Genomic DNA, 23,235 nt, shown 5'->3' with positions numbered 1-23,235 from the left:
CTTCGAATCCGGTCCTCGTGGCACGTGGCAGTCGCTGACCTGGGACGGCTCCGACACGCAGGGTCGAACCGTGGCCAGTGGGACCTATCGTTTTGTCGTCGAGGCCGACGGCCGCGTGCAGTCGACTCCCCTCACGCTGGTCCGCTGATCCGGAGAGCACGTCATGACCTTCGAACTGCGTAGCGCGATGTTGCTGTTGGTCGGGTTGCTCGTCATGGGTCCGGTGGGTTGCTCGGACGACGACTCACCGACCGATCCGGGCGACACCGGACCCGATCCCGAGGCCCAGCTCACCGAGCGGATCCGTACCGAACTCGAGCTTTGGCCTCTTTCGGAGACCGTGCCCTACCCGGCCGAAAACCGCCCGTCCGACGCGGGCTACGCCGAGAGGGTGGAACTCGGACGGCTCCTGTTCTTCGATCCGTTGCTGTCCGGACCCGAAGACATCTCCTGCGGCCACTGCCACCACCCGGCCTTCGCGTGGGGCGACGGCCGCGGATTGTCGATCGGCGTCGGTGGGGAGGGCCTGGGACCGGATCGGGAGCGCGGTCTGCCCCGGGGCGAGGCCAGTCTGGAGACCTGGGAGTTCTTCACGCCGCGCAACTCGCCCACCGTGCTCGACGTGGGCCGGAACCTCCCCTTCGAAAGCGGCGAGGGGCCGTGGGACGGGCGCATGTTCTGGGACGGTCGTACCTCTGGTCTCGAGGCGCAGGCGCGTTCGCCGTTGCGCAGCCGCGACGAGATGCGCCACGACTCGTACACGACGCACGACGCGGTCGGCGAGGTGATCGACAAGCTGCGGGGAGTGCCCGAATACGTGCAGTTGTTCATGGACGCCTTCCCGGGCGTGCTCGACGAACTGGGAGTCCCCGAGGACTTCGAGGAATTCGCCGTCAACGGCAACACCTACTCGCGGGCCATCGCCGCCTACGAGCGTGAGCTGATCACGGGCGACAGTCCCTACGACCGCTTCGCCCGTGGCGACGACGACGCGCTCACGCCGTCGCAGAAGCGCGGCCTGTGGTTGTTCCACGAGGTCGGGTGCGTGGACTGCCACAGCGGTCCCACGTTCAGCGACTTCGAGTTCCGGGCACTGGGTGTGAAGCAGGGCGGACCGGGCAAGCCGCCGATCCACGAGCGCGGCGACGGATCGGACATCGGTCGCTTCGCGGCGAACCCCGAGGCACAGCTCGATCCGGCCAACCGCTGGGCCTTCCGCACCCCGTCGCTGCGCAACGTGGCGTTGACCGCGCCCTACTTCCACACCGGTGGGGTGGGCACGGCCGGCGACGCCGACTACCAGACACTGCGGCAGGTGGTCGAGTTCTTCGACCGCGGCGGCAACGACGAAGGGCTTCCACCCGACGCGGTGCATCCCTTCGTGCGCCCGCTCGGGCTCGTGGAGTCGCAGAGCGACGACCTGGTCGCCTTCCTCGAGAGCCTGACGTCCACACGGATCCTGAGCCCGTACATCGATCCGACCGTCCCGGCCGAGGTGCCCAGCGGTCTGGCCCCGCCGCCGGTGCTGCCGCCGGTGATCGGCAACTGAGGCCCTCCCTCGGGCGGCCCTCCGGGACTTCCGGAGGGCCGTCTTCGTGCTATCCTGCGCGCGTCTCGTTCCCGGACGCGTGCGCCGTGCCCCGAGCCCTCTGTCTGCAACACGTTCCCTTCGAGGGGCCCGCCCGGCTCGCCCCGTTGCTGCGCGAGCGTGGCTTCGAGGTCGTCGTCGTTCCGGTGTTCGAGGGGGGCGAACTCCCTTTGATCGGCGCGGGGGACGTGGTCGTCGTCACCGGCGGACCGATGAGCGTGAACGACGTCGCTCGCCACCCGTGGCTCGACGGCGAAGTGCGGTGGATCCGTGCGGCTCTCCACGCCGGCCACCCCATGCTCGGTATCTGTCTCGGGTCGCAGTTGATCGCGCGGGCGCTCGGTGCCGGTGTGGCGCCGAACGCCGAGCGCGAGATCGGCTGGTTCGGTGTCGAGCCGGTGGGCGACGAGCCGCTGGCCCGCGCCCTGACCGCGCCTCCGCGCGTGTTGCACTGGCACGGCGACCGCTGGGAACTCCCCCGTGGGGCACGGCTGCTCGTGCGCAGCGAGGGCTGTGACCACCAGGCCTTCGCGGTGGGAGCCGCGGTGCTGGGGATCCAGTACCACCTCGAGATGGACCACGCCGCCGTCGCCGCCCTGGTCGAGAACTGCCCCGACGACCTGGCCCCGGGCCGCTGGGTGCAGAGCGCGCCCGAGATCCTCGACGCCGACCTCGAGTCATCGCACGCGGCGCTGGAAGTCGTGGTGGAGGAGTGGTCGCGCTCGTGGTCGTGCTGAAGGAGCCGTCGCCATGTCCGACGATGCCGTCGTCTTCCTGAACGGAGGCTTCGTGCCGCTGGCCGAGGCCCGGATCTCTCCCGAGGACCGGGGCTTCCTGTTCGCCGACGGCGTCTACGAGTCGATCCGCTACTATCCGTCGCCCGATGGCGGCATCGGGGTCCTCTTCGAACTCGACCGACACCTGCAACGTCTGCGTGCGAGCCTCGACGAGATCCGCCTGCGCGGGGTCGACGTCGACGCCCTGGGCGAGGTCCTTCCCGAGTTGATCCGTCGCAACGGGCTCGAGGGCTCACCGTCGAGCATCTACGTCCAGGTCACGCGCGGGGTGGCGCCGCGCACGCACGTCTTCCCCGACGCCTCGACGCCGCCCACGGTGTACGCCCGGGCCCGGTACTTCGATCCGCCGATCGATGCCTGGCGGGACGGAGCGGCTGCGGCCACGTTCGAGGACCAGCGCTGGGGCCGCTGTGACGTCAAGACCATCGCCCTGCTGGCCAACGTGCTCGCGAGCGAGGACGCGCGTCGTGCGGGCGCGCGCGAGGCGATCTTCGTGCACGACGGCGTGGTCACCGAGGGATCGCACACCACCGTGGCCTTCGTGCGCGACGGGGTGTTGCGGACGCATCCCTCGGGCAAGCGCATCCTGCCGAGCGTGACCCGCGAGGTCGTGCTGCGGCTGTGCGGTGAGCTCGGCATCCCGGTCGAGGAGCGGGCGGTGGCCGTCGACGAGTTCCCCCGCGTCGACGAGGCCTTCGTGATGGGGACCACCACCGAGATCATGCCGGTGACCATGATCGACGGGCGGCCCGTGGGTGACGGCCGGGTCGGGCCGATCACTCGCCGGATCCAGGACGCCTACTTCGCCCTGCACCCCTGAACCGCGGAATCCACGGCGGAGGTGATTCGTCCTCCGCCGTGGATCGCACGCGCTCAGTACATCGAGCTGGCGGGTGCGCGGTCGGCCACCCCGGCCAGATCGAGCAGGAAGGCGTAGTTGCGCGCCGTCTCCTTCTGCCGCGACAGGCGGCCCGAGGCGCCGCCGTGGCCCGCTTCCATGTTCGTGTACAGGAGCAGGCGATTGTGGTCGGTCTTCGTGGCGCGCAGCTTGGCCACCCACTTGGCCGGCTCCCAGTACTGCACCTGGCTGTCGTGCAGACCGGCGGCGACCAGCAGGTGCGGGTACTCCTGGGGCTCGACCTGGTCGTAGGGCGAGTAGCTCAACATGTACTCGTAGTAGACCGGATCGTTCGGGTTGCCCCACTCGTCGTACTCGAAGGTCGTGAGCGGAATCGTCTCGTCGAGCATGGTGGTGACCACGTCGACGAAGGGCACCGATGCGATCACGCCGTCGAACAGAGCCGGGGCCATGTTGACGGCCGCACCCATGAGCAGTCCGCCGGCGCTGCCGCCCCAGGCGTACAGACGATCGGGGTCGCCCCAGTCCTCCTCGGCGAGGTAGCGGCCACAGTCGATGAAGTCGGTGAAGGTGTTCATCTTGTTGAGCAGCTTGCCGTCCTCGTACCACTCGCGGCCGAGTTCCTCGCCCCCGCGGATGTGGGCGATGGCCCACACGAAGCCGCGGTCGAGCAGGCTGAGGCGCGAGCTCGAGAACGTGGCCGACATGCTCGAGCCGTAGGAGCCGTAGCCGTACAGCAGGAGCGGGTTCTCGCCGCGGTCGAGCAGGTCCTTGCGGTAGACCAGCGAGATCGGCACCCGCGTGCCGTCGCGGGCCTCGGCCCACAGGTAGCGGCTCTGGTAGTCGTCGGGATCGAAGTCCCCGAGCACCTTCGTGCGCTTCTTCAGCTCCTGCGTGCGCGCGCGCATGTCGTAGTCGTAGGTCGTCGACGGCGTGGTCATCGACGTGTAGACGTAGCGCAGCGTGTGCGTGTCGACCTCGGGGTTGGTGGTGATCCAGGCCGCGTAGGTGGGGTCGGCGAACTCGATCGAGTAGGCCTCGCCCTCGTCGGGATGGACTACGATGTGCGGCAGGCCGCCGCGGCGCTCGCGCACCACGAGGAAGTCCGAGAAGAGCTCGAACTGCTCGACAAGGGTGTCGTCGCGGTGGGCGATCACATCGGTCCAGTTCTCGCGGCCCGTGTCGTCGCCCGCGACCTCCATCAGCCGGAAGTTGTGCGCGTCCCAGTTGGTGCGGATCACCCAGCGGCCGGCGGCGTGGTCGATCGAGTACTCGTGACCCCGGTCGCGGGGCTCGAAGACCGTCCAGTCGCCGTAGGGCTCGTCGGCGGACAGGATCCGGTGCTCGGAGGTCAGGGTGTGCGACGAGCCGATCACCAGGTACTCGCGCGACTTCGTCTTGGTGACGTAGCACGAGAAGATGTCGTCGGTCTCTTCGTGGACGAGCGTGTCCTCGTCGTCGCGCTCGACGTCGTGGCGCCAGATCTGGTAGGAGCGCAGGGTCTGCGGATCCTTGGCGGCGTAGAAGAGCACACGCGCGTCCTCGGCCCACACGATGTTCGGGGTGACGTCCTCGATCGTCTGGTCGAGGACCTCGCCGGTCTCGAGGTCTTCGAAGTGCACCGTGTACTCGCGCCGGCCCACGGTGTCGACCGCGTAGGCGATCATCTGGTTGTCGCTGCTCACGGTCAGGCCGCGCAGGGCGAAGTACGAGTGGCCCTCGGCCAGCGCGTTGGCGTCGACCATGACCTCCTCGGGCGCGTCGAGGTTGCCCTTCTTGCGGCAGTAGACGGGGTAGTCCTTCCCCTCCTCGTAGCGCGTGTAGTACCAGTAGCCGTTCAGCTCGTAGGGCACGGACGAGTCGTCGGGATCGAGGCGGCCGACGATCTCGTCGAACAGCTCCTCCTGCAGGTCCTCGGTGTGGGCCATCACCTCTTCGGCGTACTCGTTCTCGGCCTCGAGGTAGTCGATCACCTCGGGATCCTCGCGGCCGCGCAGCCAATAGTAGGGGTCGACGCGCGTGTCGCCGTGGATCGTGATCTCGTGCGGGCGGCGGTCGGCCTCCGGCGGAGTCGGCTCGTCGGCGAGGGCGGGAGCGGCGACGCTCCACAGCAGGGTGCCGAGGACGACGGCGGTCAGCCGGGCCACCGTGCGGCGCTGGTTCAGGATTCGGTGCATGGAAGGGACTCCGGGGTGGAATCGGACGGTTGCTTCGACGAAGGTCGGCGAGGATAGCACGAACCGTTGCGGTCTACGCGATCGCGCTCGGACCGGTTACACTGCCGGCCTTCCGTGGGTTCCGGGCGTCGTTCCGGGCCATTTGATCATGATCTTGACCGGGCTCGCCAGTGGCGAGTCGGGCCCTCGCGGCGAGGACCGATGCGCGAAGCCGACCGTTACACCGTTGCCGAGGAGATCGCCCACAGCATCACCCACGGTGTCGGTCTGTTGCTCGGCATCGCCGCCCAGGTGCTGCTGATCGTCTTCGCCGTGCGCTTCGCCACGCCCATCGCGGTGGTGGCGGCGAGCGTCTACGGAGCGACGCTGGTGTTGCTCTACGCCGTGTCGACCCTCTACCACGCGCTGCCCCGCGGCCGGGCCAAGCGCGTGTTCGAAGTGCTCGACCACTCGGCGATCTTCCTGCTGATCGCGGGGACGTACACGCCCTACATGCTGGTGAAGATGCCCACCGGGTGGGGCTGGTCGATCTTCGGGGTGGTGTGGGGGGTGGCCGTGGTCGGGATCGTGCTCGAGGCGGTGTTCCAGGGACGTGGACGGAAGATCCAGCTCGCACTGTACCTGATCATGGGCTGGATGATCGTCGTCGCCATCGAACCCCTGCTGGGATCCCTGCCGACCGGTGGGCTCGTCCTGCTCGGCGCCGGCGGGGCCTTCTACACGCTCGGCGTGATCTTCTACCAGTGGCATTCCCTGAAGTACCACCACGCCGTGTGGCACCTGTTCGTGCTGGCCGGCAGTGCATGCCACGTGTTCTCGGTCCTGTTCTACGTGGTGGGGCCGCGATCGATGCAGTGACGGTCGTGCGCCCGGGCCGGAAACCGCGGGCGCACGACACCGGACGCGTCTAGAAGGTGAACCAGACCCCCGCCCGGGTCGCGTTCTGACCCAGGGTCTCGATGGTGGTCAGACTGTCGCCGTCGTCCTGGGGCGAATCGGACTGGACGGCGATTCCGTGCTCGAAGGTCAAGCCGAAGTGGTCGGCCAGGCGAACCTCGGCGCCGAGGTTCAGTTCTCCGCGGAACCGGCTCTCGAGCCCCGTGGGTGCCAGATCGTCGAAGCTGGCGAACATGATCGCCGGGCGCACGAAGAAGTAGCTGTCGAGGTAGTCGTAGAGGATGTAGGTGGCGCCACCCTCGACGAAGAAGTTGGTCGCGGTATCGGTGTCGCCGGTGCCGTCGACCACGACGTCCGTGGACTCGAAGCCCAGGCCGACGTCGAGGGCGAAGCGGTCGCTCGTGAAGTAGCGGACACCGACCGGGGCGTCGGCACTGGAGAAGCCCAGGGCCAACTCACCCCTGCGCTCGGCGGCGCCGGCCACGGAGCTCAGGGCGAGAAGGGTGACCAGGGTCGTCATCGTGATTCCACGCAGCATTTCGAATTCCTCCCTCGGAAACGTGGATGGGCGCGTCGTCGTGGACGGCGCGTCGACGGTTCCCCAGTCTGACGATCCGTGTCCTCGGCGCACACGTGCGCGCCCCGATCCTGGACGGGGGAGTTCACCCAGGATGGCGGGGCCGGAACGGTTCTCGTCGGAGGGAGTCGTCTCCGTGGGCGCGGGTGCGACCTCGGTCGGGTGCCTCAGGGGCGCTCGACCGCGCCCGCGTCGTAGGGCGGGCGCCGCACCCGACCGTCGATGTCGAAGGGAAGGTCGTCGTCGAGCTGGTCGAGCAGAGCGCTACCCGCCGCCGGTATGACGTCCGTCGACCTGAGATCCCAGGTCAGGGCGACGAAGTCGTCGAGGCCGTTGCCCACGTAGAATCCCTCGTCGATCCCGTCGACGGGTCCGCTGATGGCGTTGAGCAGGCCGATCACCGAGGTCGGTGTGTCACTGCGCAGGGCGATTCCGTCGCGGGTGAGGATCGCGTTGCCCTGCATCGTGGTCCCGGATGCTTCGCCCGACATCCAGCCCTGCAGCCGGACCGCCGTTGGTCCGCTCGCACTGACGAAGGTGTTGTTGATCAGGTCGACGAAGCCAGGGCGCAGGCGTCGCTCGCCGTCAAGGATACGCTCGTTCGACAGGAAGGCCGCACCAGCCGTCTGCAGGACGACGTTGTTCCGGACGACCACCCGCCGGGTGACCTGGATTCCGGGACCACCCACGTCGAGGACTCGATTCCGCCACACGGTCGACGCCGCATCGTCACTGCCGAAGAGCACGATCCCGGCTCCGTCGACGTTCCGCACGACGTTGCGACGGACCGAACCCGTGCTGCCCGGATGCAGCAGGATTCCACGGGAGAACGGGCCGGTCAGGTCATGGATCGTATTGGCGACGATCACGGCCTCCTCGGTGCGCTCGGTTCCTCCCGCCTGCCCCAGGACGATGCCCGGTCCGTTCTCGCCCAGCCCGGTGATCGTGCACCGCGTCACCCGGATCCGGCGGTGGAGGAAGGGTGCCGTCGAGATCCCCGAACCGGAGGCCGCGCTCAGGCGACAGTCGTCGACCCAGACGTCGGTCGCGTCGTGCAGCCGGATGACCTCGACGCCACCGCGGAGGTCGAGGCCGCGGATCGCGACGGCTCGGGCGCTCGCGGTGAGGCCGACGTCGATCAGGTTCTGCAGGGTGTTCGGCCGGACGATCAGCGGTGGGATGGTGCCCGCGCCCTCGACGAACACCGGTGCGTCGGCATCGGCGGCGACGTCGATCCGGAGCTGCGAGGCCACGGCCCAGGTTCCTTCGCCGATGCGCAGGTGCATTCCCGGAGTCAGCGCGAGGAAGGCATCGCGTAGGCGGTCGCCGTTCTCACTGTCGCTGAGATCGTCGTCGTGGACCAGCTCGACGACCGTGTCCGGGGTGGCGTCGGCCCACGACGGAAAGAAGAACTCGATCCCGACGTCGACGGGATCGGGCGTCGGGTTCGTCGGGCCGGAATCGCCGGAGTCGTCCCCGCAGGCGACGAGGGCGAAGACCGCGGAGAAGGCGAGGGCCCCGGCGAGGGCGGGAAGGGGACGGGCGCGGGTCGGGCACCGCATCGGGCGCAGGCCTCCGGATCGAAGCAGGATCGGGAGCCTGTGGGTCGACTATGTGCGTTCGCGGGTCGTTTGTCACGCATGGGGTTCGTGCGCCGCGGAGGCTGTGGACTCCGCTCGGGAAATGACCGAGATTGCGTCTTCGCAGGTTCGCACGGATCGACCCGAACGACAGTGAAGGGACTCATGGCCGCACGCTGGATCTCTCTGCACGCGATCGCGGAGGCCGTCGCTTCCGCGGCGGAAGTGGGATTGCGATCGTCGTGGATCGGACGTGCGCTGACCGTGCTGGCCGCCCTCACGATCCCCGTTCTCGCTCGGGCGGACGATCCCGTTACCTTCGAATGCGATCTCGTCCTCGACACGCGCGGGACCGAGGCCGAGTTCGGACGGATCTGCAGTGTGACCGTCGACCCCGGCGGCGAGCCGATCCGCACGCTCGCCCGTGGTGACGGCAGTCAGGACATGCGCGACCTCGCGATCGCCGCCGACGGTCGCATCGTGATGAGCTACGCGCGGATGAACGGCGAGTCCGAACCGTTCCAGCCGCAGCTCGTGCACGTGCTCGGAGCCGACGGCACCCACGAGCGCTCCTTCGCCGAGACGACCTTCTGGACAGACGCACTGCTCCCGCACTGGGCGCAGGCCCTCGCGCGGGGACGGATCACGCTCACACCCGGGCACGATCCTCATCCACGGAAGCCGTCGGCATCCCGAGGACGCCGACCTCGACGATCCCGAGGCACCGGTGCGGTGGCAGCGCAGGATCTTCGTGTACGGCCCAGATCTCGACCATCGCGGCGCGGTCGACGCGCCGGGCTATCCCTACGCGATCGATCGCGAAGGACGGTTGTGGTGTGCCGCGCGCGACACCGAGGTGCCGGTACTGGAGCGGTATCGGGTGGTGGAGAGGTAGCCCGGTGGCGACTTCCGGTGCGGAAGTGACGCGCGTCGCACACGGAGGCGTCACCCACCCATCAACGCCTTCACCGCACCCCAACTGCTCGCGCCGCCGTCCACCACACGATCCACTTCGAAGCTGATCGTCAGCCCGGTCAGGTCGATCGAGGCCGGTTCGTACCAGCCGCAGGCGAGGATGAAGGGATTGGCTCCGACACGGATCCGCAGCGTGAGGACCGGATCTTCTCGCAGGTAGTCGAAGCCCTCGCCGCAGTCGGAGGTTCCGCTCGGTTGGAACGAACCGAACCACCACTCGCCGGCGGGCTCGCCCTCGACGAAGAACATGTTCTCGGCGTAGAAGAACCGATCGCCGCAGCCCTCGGGCGTGTCGATCGCGAAGCTGACCCGGGGTGTCTCCGGGCTCCGGGAGCACGGTTCGGGTTCACCGAAGCAACAGCGGACGGTCCCGTCGTTGCGCTGCAGCGTCGCGGCCAGTGTCGCCCCGCGGATGACGGTCACGCTCGCCGGGACGTCGACGGGGACTTCGATCACGTGCTCGACGGGTCCGTCGGTCGTCTCGGACCACGATTCGTAGGTGCCGTCGAGCGAGGGGATCGACAGGGTCCAGGCCTCGGCACGGGCCGCGGAGTGCGCGAGGCAGAGCACCAGCGGGAAGAGGAGGAACACCGGCGGTCGACGGAGCGACAAGAGGGACCTCCGAGCGTGAGGGGTTCCGCGGGAGCCCTTGGATGATCCTGTCCCGGGGTCGCGCTCGTCAAGGGTTCCCCCGTGGGCCGTCGGTCGTCGCCGAAGCCTAGAACCCCGCCGCCTGTCCGTCCTTCCGCGACTCCGACGCGCCGATCAGCACTCCCGTTTCGGGGTCGCGCATCACGGCCTGGTATCCACCGTAGGGCCCCAGCGCGAACTGCACGTCGTGGCCGGCGGCGAGCAGGGCGCGGATCGTCGCGTAGTCGAAGCCGGTCTCGAGGTTCAGCGTGCCGCCGTCGGTCATGGTCTCGCCGGTGGGCTGGCTGCTGCCGCGATGGCGGATGCGCGGGGCGTCGCCGGCCTCCTGCAGGTTCATGCCGAAGTCGACGAGGTTCATGACGATCTGCGCGTGGCCCTGCGGCTGCATGGCGCCACCCATCACGCCGAAGGCGATCCACGGCTCGTCGTCGCGGGTCACGAAGGCGGGAATGATGGTGTGGAAGGGACGCTTGCCGGGCTCGTACACGTTGCAGTGGCCCTCTTCGAGCGTGAACAGCTCGCCGCGGTCCTGCAGGACGAAGCCCAGGCCCGGCGGGGTCATGCCGCTGCCCATGCCGCGGTAGTTGGACTGGATCAGGCTGACCATGTTGCCGTCGCCGTCGGCGGTGGCCAGGTACACGGTGTCGCCGTCCTCGAGCTTCGGGTCGCCGGCGTCGTAGCTCCGTGCGCGGCGGTCCATGTCGATCAGCGCGCGCCGTTCGGCCGCGTACTCCTCGCTCACCAGCGCCTCGATCGGAGCCTCGCAGAAGTCGGGATCGGCGTAGTACTTCGCACGGTCCTCGAACACCAGCTTCTTGGCCTCGGTGAACAGGTGGATGTGTTCGTAGCTACCGAAGCCGTGGCTCGCGAGGTCGTAGCCCTCGAGGATCTCGAGGATCTGGTTGGCGGCGATGCCCTGCGTGTTCGGTGGCAGCTCCCACAGTGTGACGCCGCGGTAGTCGGTGCCGACGGGCTCGACCCACTCGCTGCGATGGTCCGCGAAGTCCTCGTACGACAGGAAACCGCCGTTCTCCTGCATGAAGTCGGCGATCGTGCGCGCGATCTCGCCGCGGTAGAAGACGTCACGTCCCTCGATCGCGATCTTCTCGAGCGTGTTCGCCAGGTTGGGGTTGCGCCAGATCTCGCCGTCGCGCGGCGCGCGGCCGTCGACCGTCATCTGCTCGGTGAAGCCCGGGTTCTCCGACAGGATCGGCACGCTGCGGTTCCAGTAGTGGGCCACCAGTTCGCTCACCGGGAATCCCTCGCGCGCGTAGCGGATCGCCGGCGCGAGCACCTGTTCCATGGACAGCAGACCGAAGCGGTCGTGCAGTTCGAACCAGCCGTCGACGGTGCCGGGCACGGTCACCGGCAGCGGGCCGTAGGGCGGGATCGAGTCGTGGCCGTTCTCCTCGAACCACTCGAGGGTCAGCGACTGCGGCGAGCGTCCGCTGGCGTTCAGGCCGAACAGGGCGTCGCTCTCGGCGTGGTAGACGATCGCGAAGAGATCGCCGCCGATTCCGTTGCCGGTCGGCTCGACCAGGCCGAGCACCGCGTTCGCGGCGATCGCCGCGTCGATCGCGTTGCCGCCCGCGCGCATGACCTCGAGCGCGGCCTGCGTGGCCAGGGGTTGGCTGGTGGCCGCCATGGCGTTCAGGGCCATGACCTCGGACCGCGTGGCGAAGGGCTCGCCGGTGATCCGGTCGGCGGCGCCGGCGGTGGGGGCGATCAGGGCGAGGGCGAGCAGAAGGGCGACAGCGCGGGTCATGGAGAGCTCCGTCGGAAGAGGGAAGTCGACGGGGCAGCATAACGGATCGGTGCGTGCGACAGAAGGGTCCGTCGTTGAGCCCGATCCGCCGACGCCGTAGACTGGCCCACACTGCATTCCTCCTGCGCGGGACGCCGCCTTGGCCGACTTCACGCTCGCCGATGTCCTCTGGGCCGTGGCCTTCCTGCTATTGATGGTCGGCGGCGCCTTCTTCTTCTACCGCCTGGCCCGGCGTTCGGAGAGCGACTTCTTCCTGGCCGGGCGCGGTCTGCCCTGGTGGCTGCCCGCCTCGAGCGTGTTCAGCACGCACACCGCCACCGACACGCCCATGTGGATCACCGGCGTGATCTACAGCCACGGCCTGCGTGGACTGTGGTTCACCTTCTTCACCGCGTGGACGGCGATCGGCGCCTTCGTCAGCGCGCGCATCTTCCGTCGTTCGCTGGCCTACACGCAGGCCGAGTGGCAGACCCTGCGCTTCGAAGGCCTGGGCGCGGAGATGCTGCGCGGCTGGATGGCCGGATGGCAGGTGTTCATGAACATGTTCATCCTCGGCTGGGTGGGCATCGCCATGGGCAAGGTGTGCAACCTGGCCTTCGACTGGCCGGTGTGGGTGGGCCTGGTCGTTCCCAGCGTGATCTGCGCGATCTACACGCTCGCCGCCGGCTACTGGGGCGTGGTCATGGGCGACTTCCTGCAGGGCATCGTGGCGGTGTTCGCGATCGTCCTGGTGTCGTTGGTGGGCGTGGCCGCGGCCGGTGGGCCGACCGGGGTGACCGAGCGCGTCGTCGAACTGGGTGAGGCCTGGCGCCTGGACGCCTTCGCCTTCACCGGCTGGACCAGCGGCGAGTTCCCCGCGCTGTGGTTCGTGACCATGCTCGTGATCGCCGTGCTCGGCGGTTTCGGCATGGGCACGAGCATCGACTGGTACGTCGAAGCGCAGCGGATCCAGAGCGCGAAGACGGTGCGCGACGCCACCTGGGGCCTGTGGGCCGGCGGCGCGGTCACGCTGATCCGTAACGGATTCTGGGCGGCGGGCATCCTGGCCTTCTTCACGATGGCGCCGGCGATCACCGAGACCTCGTCCTACGAACTCGGCTGGTTCCGTCTGGGCTTCGAACTGCTGCCGGCGGGGCTCGCCGGAGTGTTCTTCGGGGCGATCCTCGCCATCCACCTGTCGACCATCTCGTCGCACCTCAACCTCGGCGCGCTGTACTTCACGCGCGATCTGTTCCAGCGCTACCTGCGGCCCGACGCCGGCGAGCGTCAGCTGGTGTGGGTGGGCCGGGCTTCGACCTTCGTCCTGCTGGTGGGCTCGTTCTTCTACGGATTGATGATGGAGGACATCACCAGCTGGCTGATCTTCGCGCTGTGGCTGATGATGGCCGGCGTGTGGCTGCCGAACGTGCTGCAGGTGATCTGGTGGCGTTTCAACGCCTGGGGCTACCTGGGCGGCTGGATCGCCAACCTGGGCGTGAGCTGGCTGGTGGTGTGGGTGCTGCCCGAGTTCGGCGTGATTCCCATGCTCGAGGACTACCAGCAGTTCTGGCTGCTGCTCGCCCTGGGCGCGGCCGTGTTCCTGCCCGTCACCCTGCTCACGCCGGCCGAGAGCATGGACCACCTGGTGCGCTACTACGTGATGACGCGACCGCTCGGGTTCTGGGGCCCGGTGCACCGCGAGGCCGTGCGCCGCGGTCTGATCGAGGACGAGCCGACCCGCGCACGCTCTCGAGGACCCCGCCCGCTGATCCGTCGGCAGTGGACCGCGGCCGAGGCGCAGGACTGGACCCGCGAGGACTGGATCGTGATCGTCCTGTCGCCGGTGGTCATGGCCCTGCTCATGCTCGGCGTGACCGGAACGCTGTTGCTGCGCGTGGAAGGCCTGGTCGCGCTGGTGCTGTCGATTGCCGGTGGACTGCTGATCAAGTGGGTGATCGATCCCAAGCTCACCGCGGTGTCGGCCGAGTACGAGGAACAGCAGGCCGCGTACCTGCGCGAGCTCGAGCAACGCAACCGCTGGTCGTCGACCGCGGCCGAGGAGGTCTGAGCGTGGATCGTGGACTCGCCATGGTGATCGGCATGACCATCGCGTACCTGGCGTCGTTCGCCGGACTCTGCCTGGCCTGGTGGAGCTACCGGCGGCGTGGCCCGCGCGACCGAGGCCGGGAGGACGACGACCGATGAACGAGTTGCAGCCCCTGGCGGCCGAACCCGTGTTGCAGGGCTTCGTGTGGAGCTGGGTGGTGCCGGCGCTGCTCTTCGCGGTGTCGTTCGTGGCGACCTGGAGGCTGTACCGGCACTTCTCGCAGGACGGGGACTGAGGCGTTCACGCCGGTGGAAGCGCGGCGCCTCTTCGAACCGCGCCCGGTGCGATGCCCATCGCCCGCTTGAAGGCCCGGCTGAACGCCGCTTCCGAGCGGTAGCCCACGCGCTCGGCCACGTCGACGATCGAACTCGACGGTTCGCGCAGCCAGTCGACGGCGGCCATCATCCGCCAGCGCGTGACGTACTGCATGGGCGTCTCGCCCGCGAGTTCGCGGAAGCGTGCCGCGAATCCCGATCGTGACATCCCCACCGCCGCGGCGAGGGACTCGACCGACCACGGTTCCGCCGGATCTCGGTGCACCAATGCGATCGCCCGGCCGATCCGGGGATCGCGCAGCGCGCGGATCCAACCGGCGTCGGTGGAGTCGTCGGTCGCCATCCACGTGCGCAGGGCCTGGATCACCAGCACGTCGGCCAGGCGCGTGATCACCGTCTCGCCGCCGGGTCGCAGTTCCTTCGCCTCGGTGGCCATGAAGCGGAGCGTGCCGTGCAGCCATTCGACCTGGGCGCTGCTCCAGCCGTCGACGCACACCATCGGTGGCAGCAGGTCCATGAGCTGCCGAGCAGCGGGATCGTCGAAGTGCACGGCCCCGCACACGAGGGTGGTGGGGGCGCCGCCACCGCCGTGGCGGATCAGTTCGTAGCGATCGCTCAGCTCCACGCGGGGGATCGCGAACAGATCGTCGGCCGGTCCTCCGGCCTCGCTCACCAATCGGTGGCCGCGTCCGTGCGGGACCAGCGCGAGTGTGCCCGGCTGCAGCATGCGCGCCGGTGCTGCGTCCATCTCGAGCCAGCAGCGGCCCTCGGTGACCACGTGGAACATCAGGGTGTTCGGCAGCGGCGGCATCTCCATGCCCCACGGCGCGGTCAGCTCGGACAGGGCATAGAAGGTTCCGCCCATCCGCAGCATGTGGAGGACTTCGCCCAGCGGGTCGCTCGAGGCCCAGAAGTCCTCGGTGGGCGGGTCGGGGAGCAGCGGTGTGTCCATGCCGGCCATGCTCGGGCATCGGACCTGATCGCGCAATGGAGAATGGATGATCGAGCATCGATGTTGGACTCAGTGGCATGGATAGTCCGTTTATGTCCCGGTAGCTTGGACGAACAGCAATTGAGCCCCCCTGAATCCTTGCCGAAAGGTCGATCCCATGCAGTCCCGTTCGTCCGAACCGACTTCCCCTTACGAGCAGCGCCCCGTCCTCGTCGTGGGCAGCACTGGCAAGACCGGCCGCCGCGTCGTCGAGCGCCTCGCGTCGCGGGGGCTCCCCGTGCGCCACGGCTCGCGCCGCGCACCGATCCCCTTCGACTGGGACGATCCGCAGACCTGGGCGCCGGCCCTCGACGGCGTGCGCTCCGCCTACGTGACCTTCCACCCCGACCTGGCGGTACCGGGCGCGCCGGCGGCGATCGAGCGGTTCTCGCGGTTGGCGACCGAAGCCGGCGTGCAACGGCTCGTCCTGTTGTCGGGGCGTGGCGAGGCCGAGGCCCAGCGCTGCGAGCGGATCGTCGCCGCGTCGGGTGCGACCTGGACCGTGGTCCGCGCGAGCTGGTTCGCGCAGAACTTCAGCGAGGCCTTCCTGCTCGACGCGATCGTCGACGGCACGGTCGCCCTTCCCGTGGACGACGTCCGCGAACCCTTCGTCGACGCCGACGACATCGCCGACGTCGCGGTAGCCGCGCTGACGACCGACGACCTCGTCGACCGGGTGGTGGAGGTCACCGGGCCGCGGCTGATGACCTTCGCCGAAGCGGTGGGCGAGATCGCCGATGCCACGGGCCGCGACGTGCGATTCTTGCGGATCCCGCACGAGGACTTCCTCGAGGGACTCGGCCGGGCCGGGGTGCCCGAGAACGCGGCGGGCCTGCTCGACTTCCTGTTCCGCGAGGTTCTCGATGGCCGCAACGCCTCGCTCACGAACGGTGTCGAGGAAGCCCTCGGTCGTCCTGCCCGTGACTTCCGGGAGTACGTTGCACGCACGGTGTCGACGGGCGTGTGGTCGACGGAGGTGGCACGATGAGCGGGTCCGACGTCGTGGGTGTCGTGTCGATCGTGACGGCAGTCGGCTGCGGGCTGATCGCCGGGGTGTTCTATGCCTTCTCGAGCTTCGTCATGCGTGGTCTCGACGAGCTGGGCGCCGCGCCCGCGGTCGAGGCGATGCAGTCGATCAATCGCACGGTGCTGCACCCCTCGTTCCTGGGAGTCTTCCTGGGAACGGGGGTGCTCTGCCTCGGCCTGGTCGTGGCCGCCGTCGTGATCGACGAAATCGCCGGTGCGGTTCCGCTGGTGGTGGGCGCGGCGCTCTACCTGCTCGGAACGATCCTCGTCACCGGGATCTTCAACGTGCCCATGAACGAGCGGCTGGCGGCGATCGATGCCGGTGGTCCGGCCGCCGAGACCGAGTGGGAGACCTACTTCCGGCGGTGGGTCGTCTGGAACCACGTCCGGACGGCGGCAGCGGTCGTGGCGTCGGTGGCGATGGTCGTGGGGCTGGTGTGAGAGGCGTTCGGGCGATCCTCGGGATGATGCGCGGAGATTATTGACCGACGGTCGGTCAATGACTACCTTCCTGGCGTCCCGGATCCCTTCCCTCCCACCGAGGAGCCCCCACGATGACCGGAACGACCCCCGCCAGAGCCCGACGCGGTGCTCGGATCGCTGCCCTTCTGGTCTTCGTCCTGTTCTTCCCCCGGCCCGCGCTCGCGCAGGGCTGGGATCTGTCCCTCGGCGTCGCCGCCGTCACCGAGCCCGTCTACCCCGGTTCGGACCGCTCCTATGTGGCCCCGACCCTGGACTTCCGGGCCTCGTCGAGCCGAGGTGCCTGGTCGTGGTCGGCGTCGCTGCTGCAGGGCGTCGACGTCACCTGGTTCGACCCCGACCGCGGATTGTTGGTCGGCCTGAACGTGAACCAGGGCGACGAGCGCCACAGCGACGTCTACTCGGTCGCCGGCTTCGAGATCGAGCACGGCGACGAGACGCGTCGACTGCTCGCGGGTTCGCCAAGTCTGTCGAACGCGGTGAACACCACGGTTACCCTCGGAACGCTCACCCCGATCGGGATCGTGGGAGGAGCCGCCGCCTATCACCCGACGGAGGTCGAGGCCGGTGGGGACGACGAGCTCCGCCACGGCGCGCTCTTCTCGCTGCTGCACATGATCTCGGTGCCGGTCGGGCAACGGTTCGAGGTGGCGACACTGGCGCAGCTCGAGTTCATGGACGGCGAGTTCGCCAGGGCGTGGTACACCGCGGTGGAGAGCAATGACCTCCACGGACCCTTCGCCGCCGGCGCCGGGTTGCGCGACCTCCGACTCGCGGCACAACTCCGGTTCGTGGCCACCGATCGCGTCAGCGTGTCGTCCGTGGTCGTCCACACGCGCCTGCTCGGCGACGCGGGCGACAGCCCCTACACCGTCACGCGTGACCAGATCGCGGCGAGCGTGCAGGCCGACTACCGCTTCTAGACCACCTTCGTCGAGGAACGACGTCGTGAACGCAGCGAAGAAGACCCGCACCGTGAAGAAGCCCGAGATCCGTCGCCGGGAGATCGTGGCGACCGCCACCCGGTTGTTCCTCGACAAGGGCTACGAGCGTACGTCGACGACCGACGTCATGAAGGCGCTCGAGATCGCCAAGGGCACCATCTACCACTACTTCCCGTCGAAGGGGGCGTTGATGGAGGCGGTCGTCGACCAACTGGCCGACGACTACGTCCAGCGCCGCGTCCGGATCGTGGAAGAGATCGACGGAGACGCCATCGTGAAGATCGAGGCCTTCTTCGCTCCTGGTCACCGGACCGACGAGGAGACCCGGAACACCGAACACCTGCACTCCGAAGACAACGTCCGTCTCCACACGCGCCTGCTGGCGGTGCTCGTCGAGAAGATGGCCCCACCCTTCGGCGAACTCATCGCCCAGGGCTGCAGTGAGGGTGTTTTCCGCACCGAACACCCGCTCGAAGCCGCCGAGCTGTTGCTCGCCGGTGTCCAGTTCCTCACCGACGACGGGGTCTACCCCTGGGATCGCACCGCCATCGAGCGCCGATCGCTGGCGTTTCCCGACCTCGCCGAAACCCTGTTGAACGCCCCGGCCGGTTCCTTCGCCTGGTTGTCGAGGACGGCCGAGGACGACCCCCACGACGGATCGCAGTCGGATCGCGATCCAGGAGAACGGTCATGAACGAACCGAGCCCCCGCTCCTCGACCCTGTCGAGTCCCTGGACCTTCTTCGCCGTCACCTTCTTGTGGACGTGGGCGCTCTGCGGCGTCCTGATCGTCTTCGACCTGTCAGACCGACCGGCACTCTCCGGAGCCCTGTTGCTGGGCGCGATGATCGGCCCGGGTGTCGCCGGCATCTACTTCACGCAACGAACCCGGACCCGCGAGCAACGCCGCGACTTCTGGCGGCGCGTGATCGACGTCCGTCGCCTCACCTGGCCGTGGGTGGTCGCCGTCGTCGCGATTCCCTTCGGACTGCAGATCGCATCGGGTGCGTTCGACGGGCTGCTCGGCGGCGCCGGACCATCCTGGGGCGAAGCGGCGGGTGCGTTCCTCGCCGACCCGGCGACGCAGATCCTGTCGCTGTGGATCATCAGCCTGGTGCCGTTCTTCGAGGAGATGGGCTGGCGTGGCTACGCGCAGGATCGACTCATGGAACGCCACGGCGCGGTGGGAGCCAGTGTGATCCTCGGCGTGGTGTGGTCGGTGTGGCACCTGCCGGCCTTCTTCGTTCCGGGCACCTACCATGCCTCGATGGGGTTCTTCACGCTCGAGGCGCTGTTGTTCTTCGTGGGCGTGGTCGCGCTGAGCATGGTCGTGTCGTGGATCTACATCAACACGCGGCGCAGCATCCTGATCATGGTCGTGCTGCACGCCATGGTGAACCTTTCGGGAGAGCTGATCGCCCTCACCGAGCGCGGTGAGGTGTTCTTCACGGTGGCCTGGATCGTGGCGGCGGTGGCGATCGTGCTCACCTGCGGCCCGTCGATGCACGCGGGACGCATCCGTTGGTCCCGCCGGGTGCCCGCGGCCACCGCGCTGCTCGTGGTCGCGGTGGGTGTGGCGGTCGTGGCCCCGCGCGCGGTCGCGAACCCCATGATCGACGACGAAATGACGCGAACGCTCGGCGAGGTGCGCGCCGAGTACGACCTGCCGGGGATCACGGCCGCCGTCGTTCTCCCCGACGGATCGGTGCACACGGCAGCGAGTGGATTCGCGGACGTCGAGCGCGGGATCGCGATGCGCCCCGACACGCCGATGCTCGCCGCGAGTGTGGGCAAGACCTTCGTCGCGGCCACCGCGGTCTCTCTCGCCGACGAGGGCGTGGTCGACCTCGACGAGCCGGTCGCCCGATGGCTCGCCGATCGCCCGTGGTTCGAGCGTCTGCCGAACCACGCGACGATCACGCTGCGCCATCTGCTCGACCACACGTCGGGCGTGGTCGACCACGTGCACGACGAAGCCTTCCGGGAAATCTTCGCGCGCGAGTGGGGCGACCCGTCGGCCGACGTCTCGGCCGAGCGGTGGATCGGGCTCGTGCTCGACCGGGAGCCGCTCTTCGCGCCCGGTGAAGGCTTCGCGTATTCCGACACCGGCTACCTGCTGGCCGGACTCGTGATCGAAGCGGGCGCCGGTCGTTCCCTGGACGAACTCGTGCTGGAGCGTTTCGTCGCGCCTCTCGGCCTGACGTCGACGCGACCGTCCGATCGACGCGATCTACCGGGGCTGGCCTGCGGTCACGTGGCGGCGGACGACCCCTTCGGTCTCCCGCGGCGCACACTCGACGCGCGGGGGATGATGGTCTGGGATCCGGCGATCGAAGGCGCCGCCGGCGGCCTCGCCAGCACGGCCCGTGATCTCGCCGTGTGGGCGCACTGGGCCTTCACCGAGGGGCCGACCCGGCCGGCCGTCACCGCTCCGGAGCCTTCGGTCGGGGCTGCATCGGGCTACGCACTCGGCGTCGCCTTCCACGAAGGAGGTGCGTTCGGACCGACCTGTGGGCACGCGGGATGGATCCCGGGAACCGTGACGAGCATGCGCTTCCACCGCGACCACGGGGTGGCCGTGGCCTTCCAGGTCAACACGGACGTGGGAGCCGAAGTCTTCGTGCCGGAGCTGGAGCAGCGTCTGGCCGGCCTGGCCGTGGAGGCGGTTCACCGGGCGGGGCGCTGAGCGTTCTCATCCCGCGGGTACCGCCCCGACCTCCGGCAGATGCGTGTCCCACCATCCGGTGGCGTCGTCGTCCGACCAGCGTCCGGCATCGGCGCACGCCGCCAGCCGCCGCGCGAGGTCGCGTGCGCTGGCCGGCCGCCGGTCGGGGGCCTTCGCCAGACACCCCACGATCACCGACTCCAGGTCGTCCGGCACGTCGAGTTCGAAGCGCGCCGACGGCCGCACCGGTTCGTCACGCGCGTGGGCCACGGCCTGCTCCATGGCCGATCCCTCGAACACCGTCTGCCCGGTCAGCAGCCAGTAGGCGACACAGCCGAGGGCGTACACGTCACTGCGGGGATCCGCCTCGGATCCCATCGCGAGCTCGGGGGGCATGTAGGCCGGCGTGCCGATCGCCTGGTGCTCGACGGTCATGCGGGTGACGTCGCCGGTCACGGGGGTTCGTTGCTTCACCAGACCGAAATCGAGCACCTTGAGGAAGTCGGTCCGCAGGCCGTAGCGGCAGGTGTAGAGGTTGGCGGGTTTGACGTCGCGGTGGATCAGGCCGAGCGCGTGGGCCTCCTCGAGCGAGGCGCAGGCCTGCCGCAGCCAGGCGATCACGCGCGCGGGTGGGGCCGGACCGAAGCGCCGTACGAAGGCGTCGAGGTTGATCCCCTCGAGCAGTTCCATGACGTAGTAGAGGGTTCCGTCGGGGGTCTGGCCGTAGTCGAAGATGGTGATCGTGTGGGGGTCGTGCAGCTGACTCGTCAGGTGTACCTCGCGTTCGAAGCGCCTGCGCGCGACCTGCGACGATCCGCGATCGACGCCCAGGACCTCCGGCCGGATCAGCTTGATCGCCGCCGGCCGGGCGAGCATGCGGTGCTCGGCCCGCCACACCTCGCCCATGCCCCCGGTTCCGATCTTCTCGACCAACTGGTAGTTGCCCATGCGGCGCGCCTTGGAGAGGTCGCGCGCGAGGGAGTACACCACACGTGATCCGAAGATCGCGATGCCAGCGCAGATGAAGGTGGGCACCGTGGCGTCGACGACGTAGGGCCAGGCCCAGGGTTCGATCGCCTCGGGAACGCCCTGGATCCACATGGCGGCGATCAAGACGACGGGAACCATCGACGCCGTGGCGAGCGTGGCCACGACGGTGCGCACCATGGGCATGGGCACCATGAGCGGGAAGACCAGCAACCACACCCCGACCCAGGTCACGCCGTCGGTGTAGAGCAGCCGCAGGCCGACCTCGTTGATCGGCGCGACGACCAGCTCACCGGCCTGGGCGGGGTCGACGCCCATGGCTTCGGCCACGCGCTGCACGAAGCGCGTTCCGTGATCCAACCAGAGGAAGACCGTGGAGAAGATGCCCAGTCCACCGAGGATCTGGAAACCCACGGCGAAGTCCGGGAAGACGCGGGCCGGCACGACGCGGCGGCGGCAGACGTACCACACGGCGAGACCGGCGACGATGCACGCCACCGTGACCGCGTCCATCACGGATTGGTAGACGGGAAGCGTCTTCCCCAGGTGGACGGCGCGGTGGAAGAGGAAGTTCGCCGCCCACCCGCCGGCGTAGACCAGGCCCATGCCACCGAGACGGCGGTACATCTGGTCCTGGATCTCGGGCGCCAGGCCGGCGAAGCCGGAGGTGCTGCCCGCGCCGAGCGCGACGGCCTCGACACCGGCGTGGGGGGTGCTCTCGCGAGCCATGGTGCGCGCGGCTCCGGAGAAGGGAACGGGACGGTGAGGGGGGAGTGTATCGACGCGGTGGGAACGGCACAAGGCGGCGTCGCGGTTGTCATTCGCGCCGTGGCCCTCGATGATGAGGGTCCGGTCGTCTCTCGACTTCCGCCGCGAAAGTGGGCCCGATGTGTTCCGTACCGTCACGACCCTTCTCCTCGTCCTGTCCGTTCCGGCCATGAGCGCGACGCCTTCGTTCGACGCCGCCTCGGTCGAGCGTTTCGTCGCGCTGGCCCTGGACTGCGTGCACCAGGAATACCCGAACAAGATCGCCCACGTGATGAACGGCCCCGACGACGTTGGCGAGCCGCACGAGCTCACGCCCGCCTTCTACGGCTGCTACGACTGGCACAGTTCGGTGCACGGGCACTGGCTGCTGGCACGGGCGGCGCATCGGTATCCCGACGCCGACTTCGCCGCGCCCGCCCGTTCGGCGCTGGAGCGGAGCCTGACCCCGTCGAACATCGAGGCCGAAGTCGCCTATCTGCGCGGAGAAGGACGCGCCAGCTTCGAACGTCCCTACGGTCTGGCGTGGCTGCTGCAGTTGGCGAACGAACTGCGTGCGTGGGACGACGCCGACGCGCAACGCTGGGCGCGGACCCTGGAGCCACTCGAGCAGGAAGCGGCGCAACGGTTCCGCGACTGGTTGCCGAAGCTGACCTATGCCATCCGTACCGGTGAGCACAGCCAGACCGCCTTCGCACTCGGACTGGTGCACGACTGGGCCGTGGAAGCCAGCGACGACGATCTTCGCGAGTTGGTGCGCAGGAAGGCACTCGCCTTCCACGCCGACGACACCGTGTGCAACCTGGCCTACGAGCCGTCGGGTCAGGACTTCCTGTCGCCGTGTCTGGCCGAGGCCGACCTGATGCGTCGCGTGCTCGATCCGTGGGCCTTCGCGGCGTGGCTCGATGCCTTCCTTCCGGGCATTCCGGCCGACGGGGTCGATGCGGCCTGGCTGCCCGTCGCGATCGTGAGCGACCGGTCCGACGGTAAGCTCGCGCATCTCGACGGACTGAACCTGAGCCGCGCGTGGATGCTCGAGGGGATCGTGGCGGGGCTGTCGGACGACGATCCACGGCGGTCGACGTTGCGGGACGCGGCCGGTCGGCACCGAGAGGCCGGGCTGGCCGCGGTGACGGGTGAGCACTACGAGG

General features: G+C 68.9%; 21 protein-coding genes. 14 read left to right on the top strand and 7 right to left on the bottom strand.

Translation table 11 applies throughout. From position 1 onward, the window contains the following. Positions 1-163: 163 nt before the first annotated feature. The 3 genes from VKA86_07225 to VKA86_07215 all read left to right on the top strand — a co-directional run bounded on the left by VKA86_07225 (position 164) and on the right by VKA86_07215 (position 3,205). The gene (locus tag VKA86_07225) at positions 164-1,549 is read left to right on the top strand and encodes a cytochrome c peroxidase (protein HKK70992.1); all 1,386 of its coding nucleotides are present in this window, start codon (positions 164-166) and stop codon (positions 1,547-1,549) included. An 86-nt stretch (positions 1,550-1,635) separates the two neighbouring features. After that, positions 1,636-2,325 carry a type 1 glutamine amidotransferase gene (locus VKA86_07220; protein HKK70991.1) on the top strand — a complete coding sequence of 230 codons (690 nt, stop codon included), beginning with the start codon at positions 1,636-1,638 and terminating at the stop codon, positions 2,323-2,325. 13 nt (positions 2,326-2,338) lie between these two features. Beyond that, positions 2,339-3,205, top strand: coding sequence for an aminotransferase class IV (locus tag VKA86_07215; protein HKK70990.1), 867 nt, complete (start codon positions 2,339-2,341; stop codon positions 3,203-3,205). A gap of 53 nt (positions 3,206-3,258) precedes the next feature. On the opposite strand, the gene VKA86_07210 is transcribed toward VKA86_07215, so the two are convergent. Beyond that, positions 3,259-5,421, bottom strand: a complete 2,163-nt coding sequence (locus tag VKA86_07210; GenBank protein ID HKK70989.1) for a S9 family peptidase — start codon at positions 5,419-5,421, stop codon at positions 3,259-3,261. A 201-nt stretch (positions 5,422-5,622) separates the two neighbouring features. Here VKA86_07210 and VKA86_07205 point away from each other — a divergent pair, with 201 nt between their 5' ends. After that, complete coding sequence (locus VKA86_07205) at positions 5,623-6,279, top strand: hemolysin III family protein (GenBank protein ID HKK70988.1); 657 nt, start codon at positions 5,623-5,625, stop codon at positions 6,277-6,279. Between the two features lie 49 nt (positions 6,280-6,328). Here the strand turns inward: VKA86_07205 and VKA86_07200 are convergent, their stop codons facing one another. Both VKA86_07200 and VKA86_07195 read right to left on the bottom strand, forming a co-directional pair. Further along, entirely contained in the window at positions 6,329-6,856 is a 528-nt protein-coding gene (locus VKA86_07200) for a hypothetical protein (GenBank protein ID HKK70987.1), read from the bottom strand. 206 nt (positions 6,857-7,062) lie between these two features. Next, positions 7,063-8,457, bottom strand: coding sequence for a right-handed parallel beta-helix repeat-containing protein (locus VKA86_07195; GenBank protein HKK70986.1), 1,395 nt, complete (start codon positions 8,455-8,457; stop codon positions 7,063-7,065). 745 nt (positions 8,458-9,202) lie between these two features. Here VKA86_07195 and VKA86_07190 point away from each other — a divergent pair. Next, positions 9,203-9,370: a hypothetical protein gene (locus tag VKA86_07190; GenBank protein HKK70985.1), complete on the top strand. Its 168-nt coding sequence runs from the start codon at positions 9,203-9,205 to the stop codon at positions 9,368-9,370. A gap of 50 nt (positions 9,371-9,420) precedes the next feature. Here the strand turns inward: VKA86_07190 and VKA86_07185 are convergent, their stop codons facing one another. Continuing rightward, on the bottom strand, positions 9,421-10,062 hold the full coding sequence (locus tag VKA86_07185) for a hypothetical protein (GenBank protein ID HKK70984.1): 642 nt from the start codon (positions 10,060-10,062) through the stop codon (positions 9,421-9,423). 106 nt (positions 10,063-10,168) lie between these two features. Beyond that, positions 10,169-11,866, bottom strand: coding sequence for a gamma-glutamyltransferase (ggt, locus tag VKA86_07180; GenBank protein HKK70983.1), 1,698 nt, complete (start codon positions 11,864-11,866; stop codon positions 10,169-10,171). Between the two features lie 139 nt (positions 11,867-12,005). Between ggt and VKA86_07175 the strand changes: the two genes are divergently transcribed. The 3 genes from VKA86_07175 to VKA86_07165 are packed head-to-tail and all read left to right on the top strand — an operon-like array spanning position 12,006 to position 14,187. Then, positions 12,006-13,913 carry a sodium:solute symporter gene (locus VKA86_07175; GenBank protein ID HKK70982.1) on the top strand — a complete coding sequence of 636 codons (1,908 nt, stop codon included), beginning with the start codon at positions 12,006-12,008 and terminating at the stop codon, positions 13,911-13,913. Positions 13,914-13,915: 2 nt separating this feature from the next. After that, positions 13,916-14,050 carry a hypothetical protein gene (locus VKA86_07170; protein ID HKK70981.1) on the top strand — a complete coding sequence of 45 codons (135 nt, stop codon included), beginning with the start codon at positions 13,916-13,918 and terminating at the stop codon, positions 14,048-14,050. Further along, on the top strand, positions 14,047-14,187 hold the full coding sequence (locus VKA86_07165) for a hypothetical protein (GenBank protein ID HKK70980.1): 141 nt from the start codon (positions 14,047-14,049) through the stop codon (positions 14,185-14,187). The genes VKA86_07170 and VKA86_07165 overlap by 4 nt, the downstream gene beginning before the upstream one ends. A 5-nt stretch (positions 14,188-14,192) precedes the next feature. On the opposite strand, the gene VKA86_07160 is transcribed toward VKA86_07165, so the two are convergent. Then, positions 14,193-15,179 (bottom strand): AraC family transcriptional regulator, encoded by a 987-nt coding sequence (locus tag VKA86_07160; GenBank protein HKK70979.1) that lies wholly within the window; start codon positions 15,177-15,179, stop codon positions 14,193-14,195. 157 nt (positions 15,180-15,336) lie between these two features. Between VKA86_07160 and VKA86_07155 the strand changes: the two genes are divergently transcribed. The 5 genes from VKA86_07155 to VKA86_07135 all read left to right on the top strand — a co-directional run bounded on the left by VKA86_07155 (position 15,337) and on the right by VKA86_07135 (position 20,353). Beyond that, a complete protein-coding gene (locus tag VKA86_07155) occupies positions 15,337-16,206 on the top strand; it encodes an NAD(P)H-binding protein (GenBank protein HKK70978.1) in 870 nt (289 codons plus the stop codon). Next, the gene (locus VKA86_07150; GenBank protein HKK70977.1) at positions 16,203-16,685 is read left to right on the top strand and encodes an anthrone oxygenase family protein; all 483 of its coding nucleotides are present in this window, start codon (positions 16,203-16,205) and stop codon (positions 16,683-16,685) included. The genes VKA86_07155 and VKA86_07150 overlap by 4 nt, the downstream gene beginning before the upstream one ends. A gap of 113 nt (positions 16,686-16,798) precedes the next feature. After that, positions 16,799-17,647 carry a MipA/OmpV family protein gene (locus VKA86_07145; protein HKK70976.1) on the top strand — a complete coding sequence of 283 codons (849 nt, stop codon included), beginning with the start codon at positions 16,799-16,801 and terminating at the stop codon, positions 17,645-17,647. A gap of 25 nt (positions 17,648-17,672) precedes the next feature. Further along, entirely contained in the window at positions 17,673-18,362 is a 690-nt protein-coding gene (locus tag VKA86_07140) for a TetR/AcrR family transcriptional regulator (protein ID HKK70975.1), read from the top strand. After that, positions 18,359-20,353: a serine hydrolase gene (locus tag VKA86_07135; protein ID HKK70974.1), complete on the top strand. Its 1,995-nt coding sequence runs from the start codon at positions 18,359-18,361 to the stop codon at positions 20,351-20,353. The genes VKA86_07140 and VKA86_07135 overlap by 4 nt, the downstream gene beginning before the upstream one ends. A gap of 6 nt (positions 20,354-20,359) precedes the next feature. On the opposite strand, the gene VKA86_07130 is transcribed toward VKA86_07135, so the two are convergent. Beyond that, on the bottom strand, positions 20,360-22,048 hold the full coding sequence (locus VKA86_07130; GenBank protein ID HKK70973.1) for a serine/threonine-protein kinase: 1,689 nt from the start codon (positions 22,046-22,048) through the stop codon (positions 20,360-20,362). Between the two features lie 160 nt (positions 22,049-22,208). Here VKA86_07130 and VKA86_07125 point away from each other — a divergent pair. Further along, positions 22,209-23,235, top strand: a 1,027-nt coding sequence (locus tag VKA86_07125; GenBank protein ID HKK70972.1) for a DUF2891 domain-containing protein, incomplete at its 3' end; no start/stop codon positions are given.

The organism is Candidatus Krumholzibacteriia bacterium (assembly GCA_035268685.1).
In the GTDB taxonomy this organism is placed as follows: Bacteria; Krumholzibacteriota; Krumholzibacteriia; order JAJRXK01; family JAJRXK01; genus JAJRXK01.
Note: the sequence above shows the minus strand (reverse complement) of the source record. Positions and strands in the feature narration are given on the sequence as shown.

Bases quoted from the DNA above. Each gene is read 5' to 3' on its own strand.
- VKA86_07225 (HKK70992.1), top strand. From the start codon at position 164: ATGACCTTCGAACTGCGTAGCGCGATGTTGCTGTTGGTCGGGTTGCTC.
- VKA86_07215 (HKK70990.1), top strand. From the start codon at position 2,339: ATGTCCGACGATGCCGTCGTCTTCCTGAACGGAGGCTTCGTGCCGCTG.
- VKA86_07210 (HKK70989.1), bottom strand. From the start codon at position 5,421: ATGCACCGAATCCTGAACCAGCGCCGCACGGTGGCCCGGCTGACCGCC.
- VKA86_07205 (HKK70988.1), top strand. From the start codon at position 5,623: ATGCGCGAAGCCGACCGTTACACCGTTGCCGAGGAGATCGCCCACAGC.
- VKA86_07200 (HKK70987.1), bottom strand. From the start codon at position 6,856: ATGCTGCGTGGAATCACGATGACGACCCTGGTCACCCTTCTCGCCCTG.
- VKA86_07195 (HKK70986.1), bottom strand. From the start codon at position 8,457: ATGCGGTGCCCGACCCGCGCCCGTCCCCTTCCCGCCCTCGCCGGGGCC.
- ggt (HKK70983.1), bottom strand. From the start codon at position 11,866: ATGACCCGCGCTGTCGCCCTTCTGCTCGCCCTCGCCCTGATCGCCCCC.
- VKA86_07165 (HKK70980.1), top strand. From the start codon at position 14,047: ATGAACGAGTTGCAGCCCCTGGCGGCCGAACCCGTGTTGCAGGGCTTC.
- VKA86_07160 (HKK70979.1), bottom strand. From the start codon at position 15,179: ATGGACACACCGCTGCTCCCCGACCCGCCCACCGAGGACTTCTGGGCC.
- VKA86_07155 (HKK70978.1), top strand. From the start codon at position 15,337: ATGCAGTCCCGTTCGTCCGAACCGACTTCCCCTTACGAGCAGCGCCCC.
- VKA86_07150 (HKK70977.1), top strand. From the start codon at position 16,203: ATGAGCGGGTCCGACGTCGTGGGTGTCGTGTCGATCGTGACGGCAGTC.
- VKA86_07145 (HKK70976.1), top strand. From the start codon at position 16,799: ATGACCGGAACGACCCCCGCCAGAGCCCGACGCGGTGCTCGGATCGCT.
- VKA86_07135 (HKK70974.1), top strand. From the start codon at position 18,359: ATGAACGAACCGAGCCCCCGCTCCTCGACCCTGTCGAGTCCCTGGACC.
- VKA86_07130 (HKK70973.1), bottom strand. From the start codon at position 22,048: ATGGCTCGCGAGAGCACCCCCCACGCCGGTGTCGAGGCCGTCGCGCTC.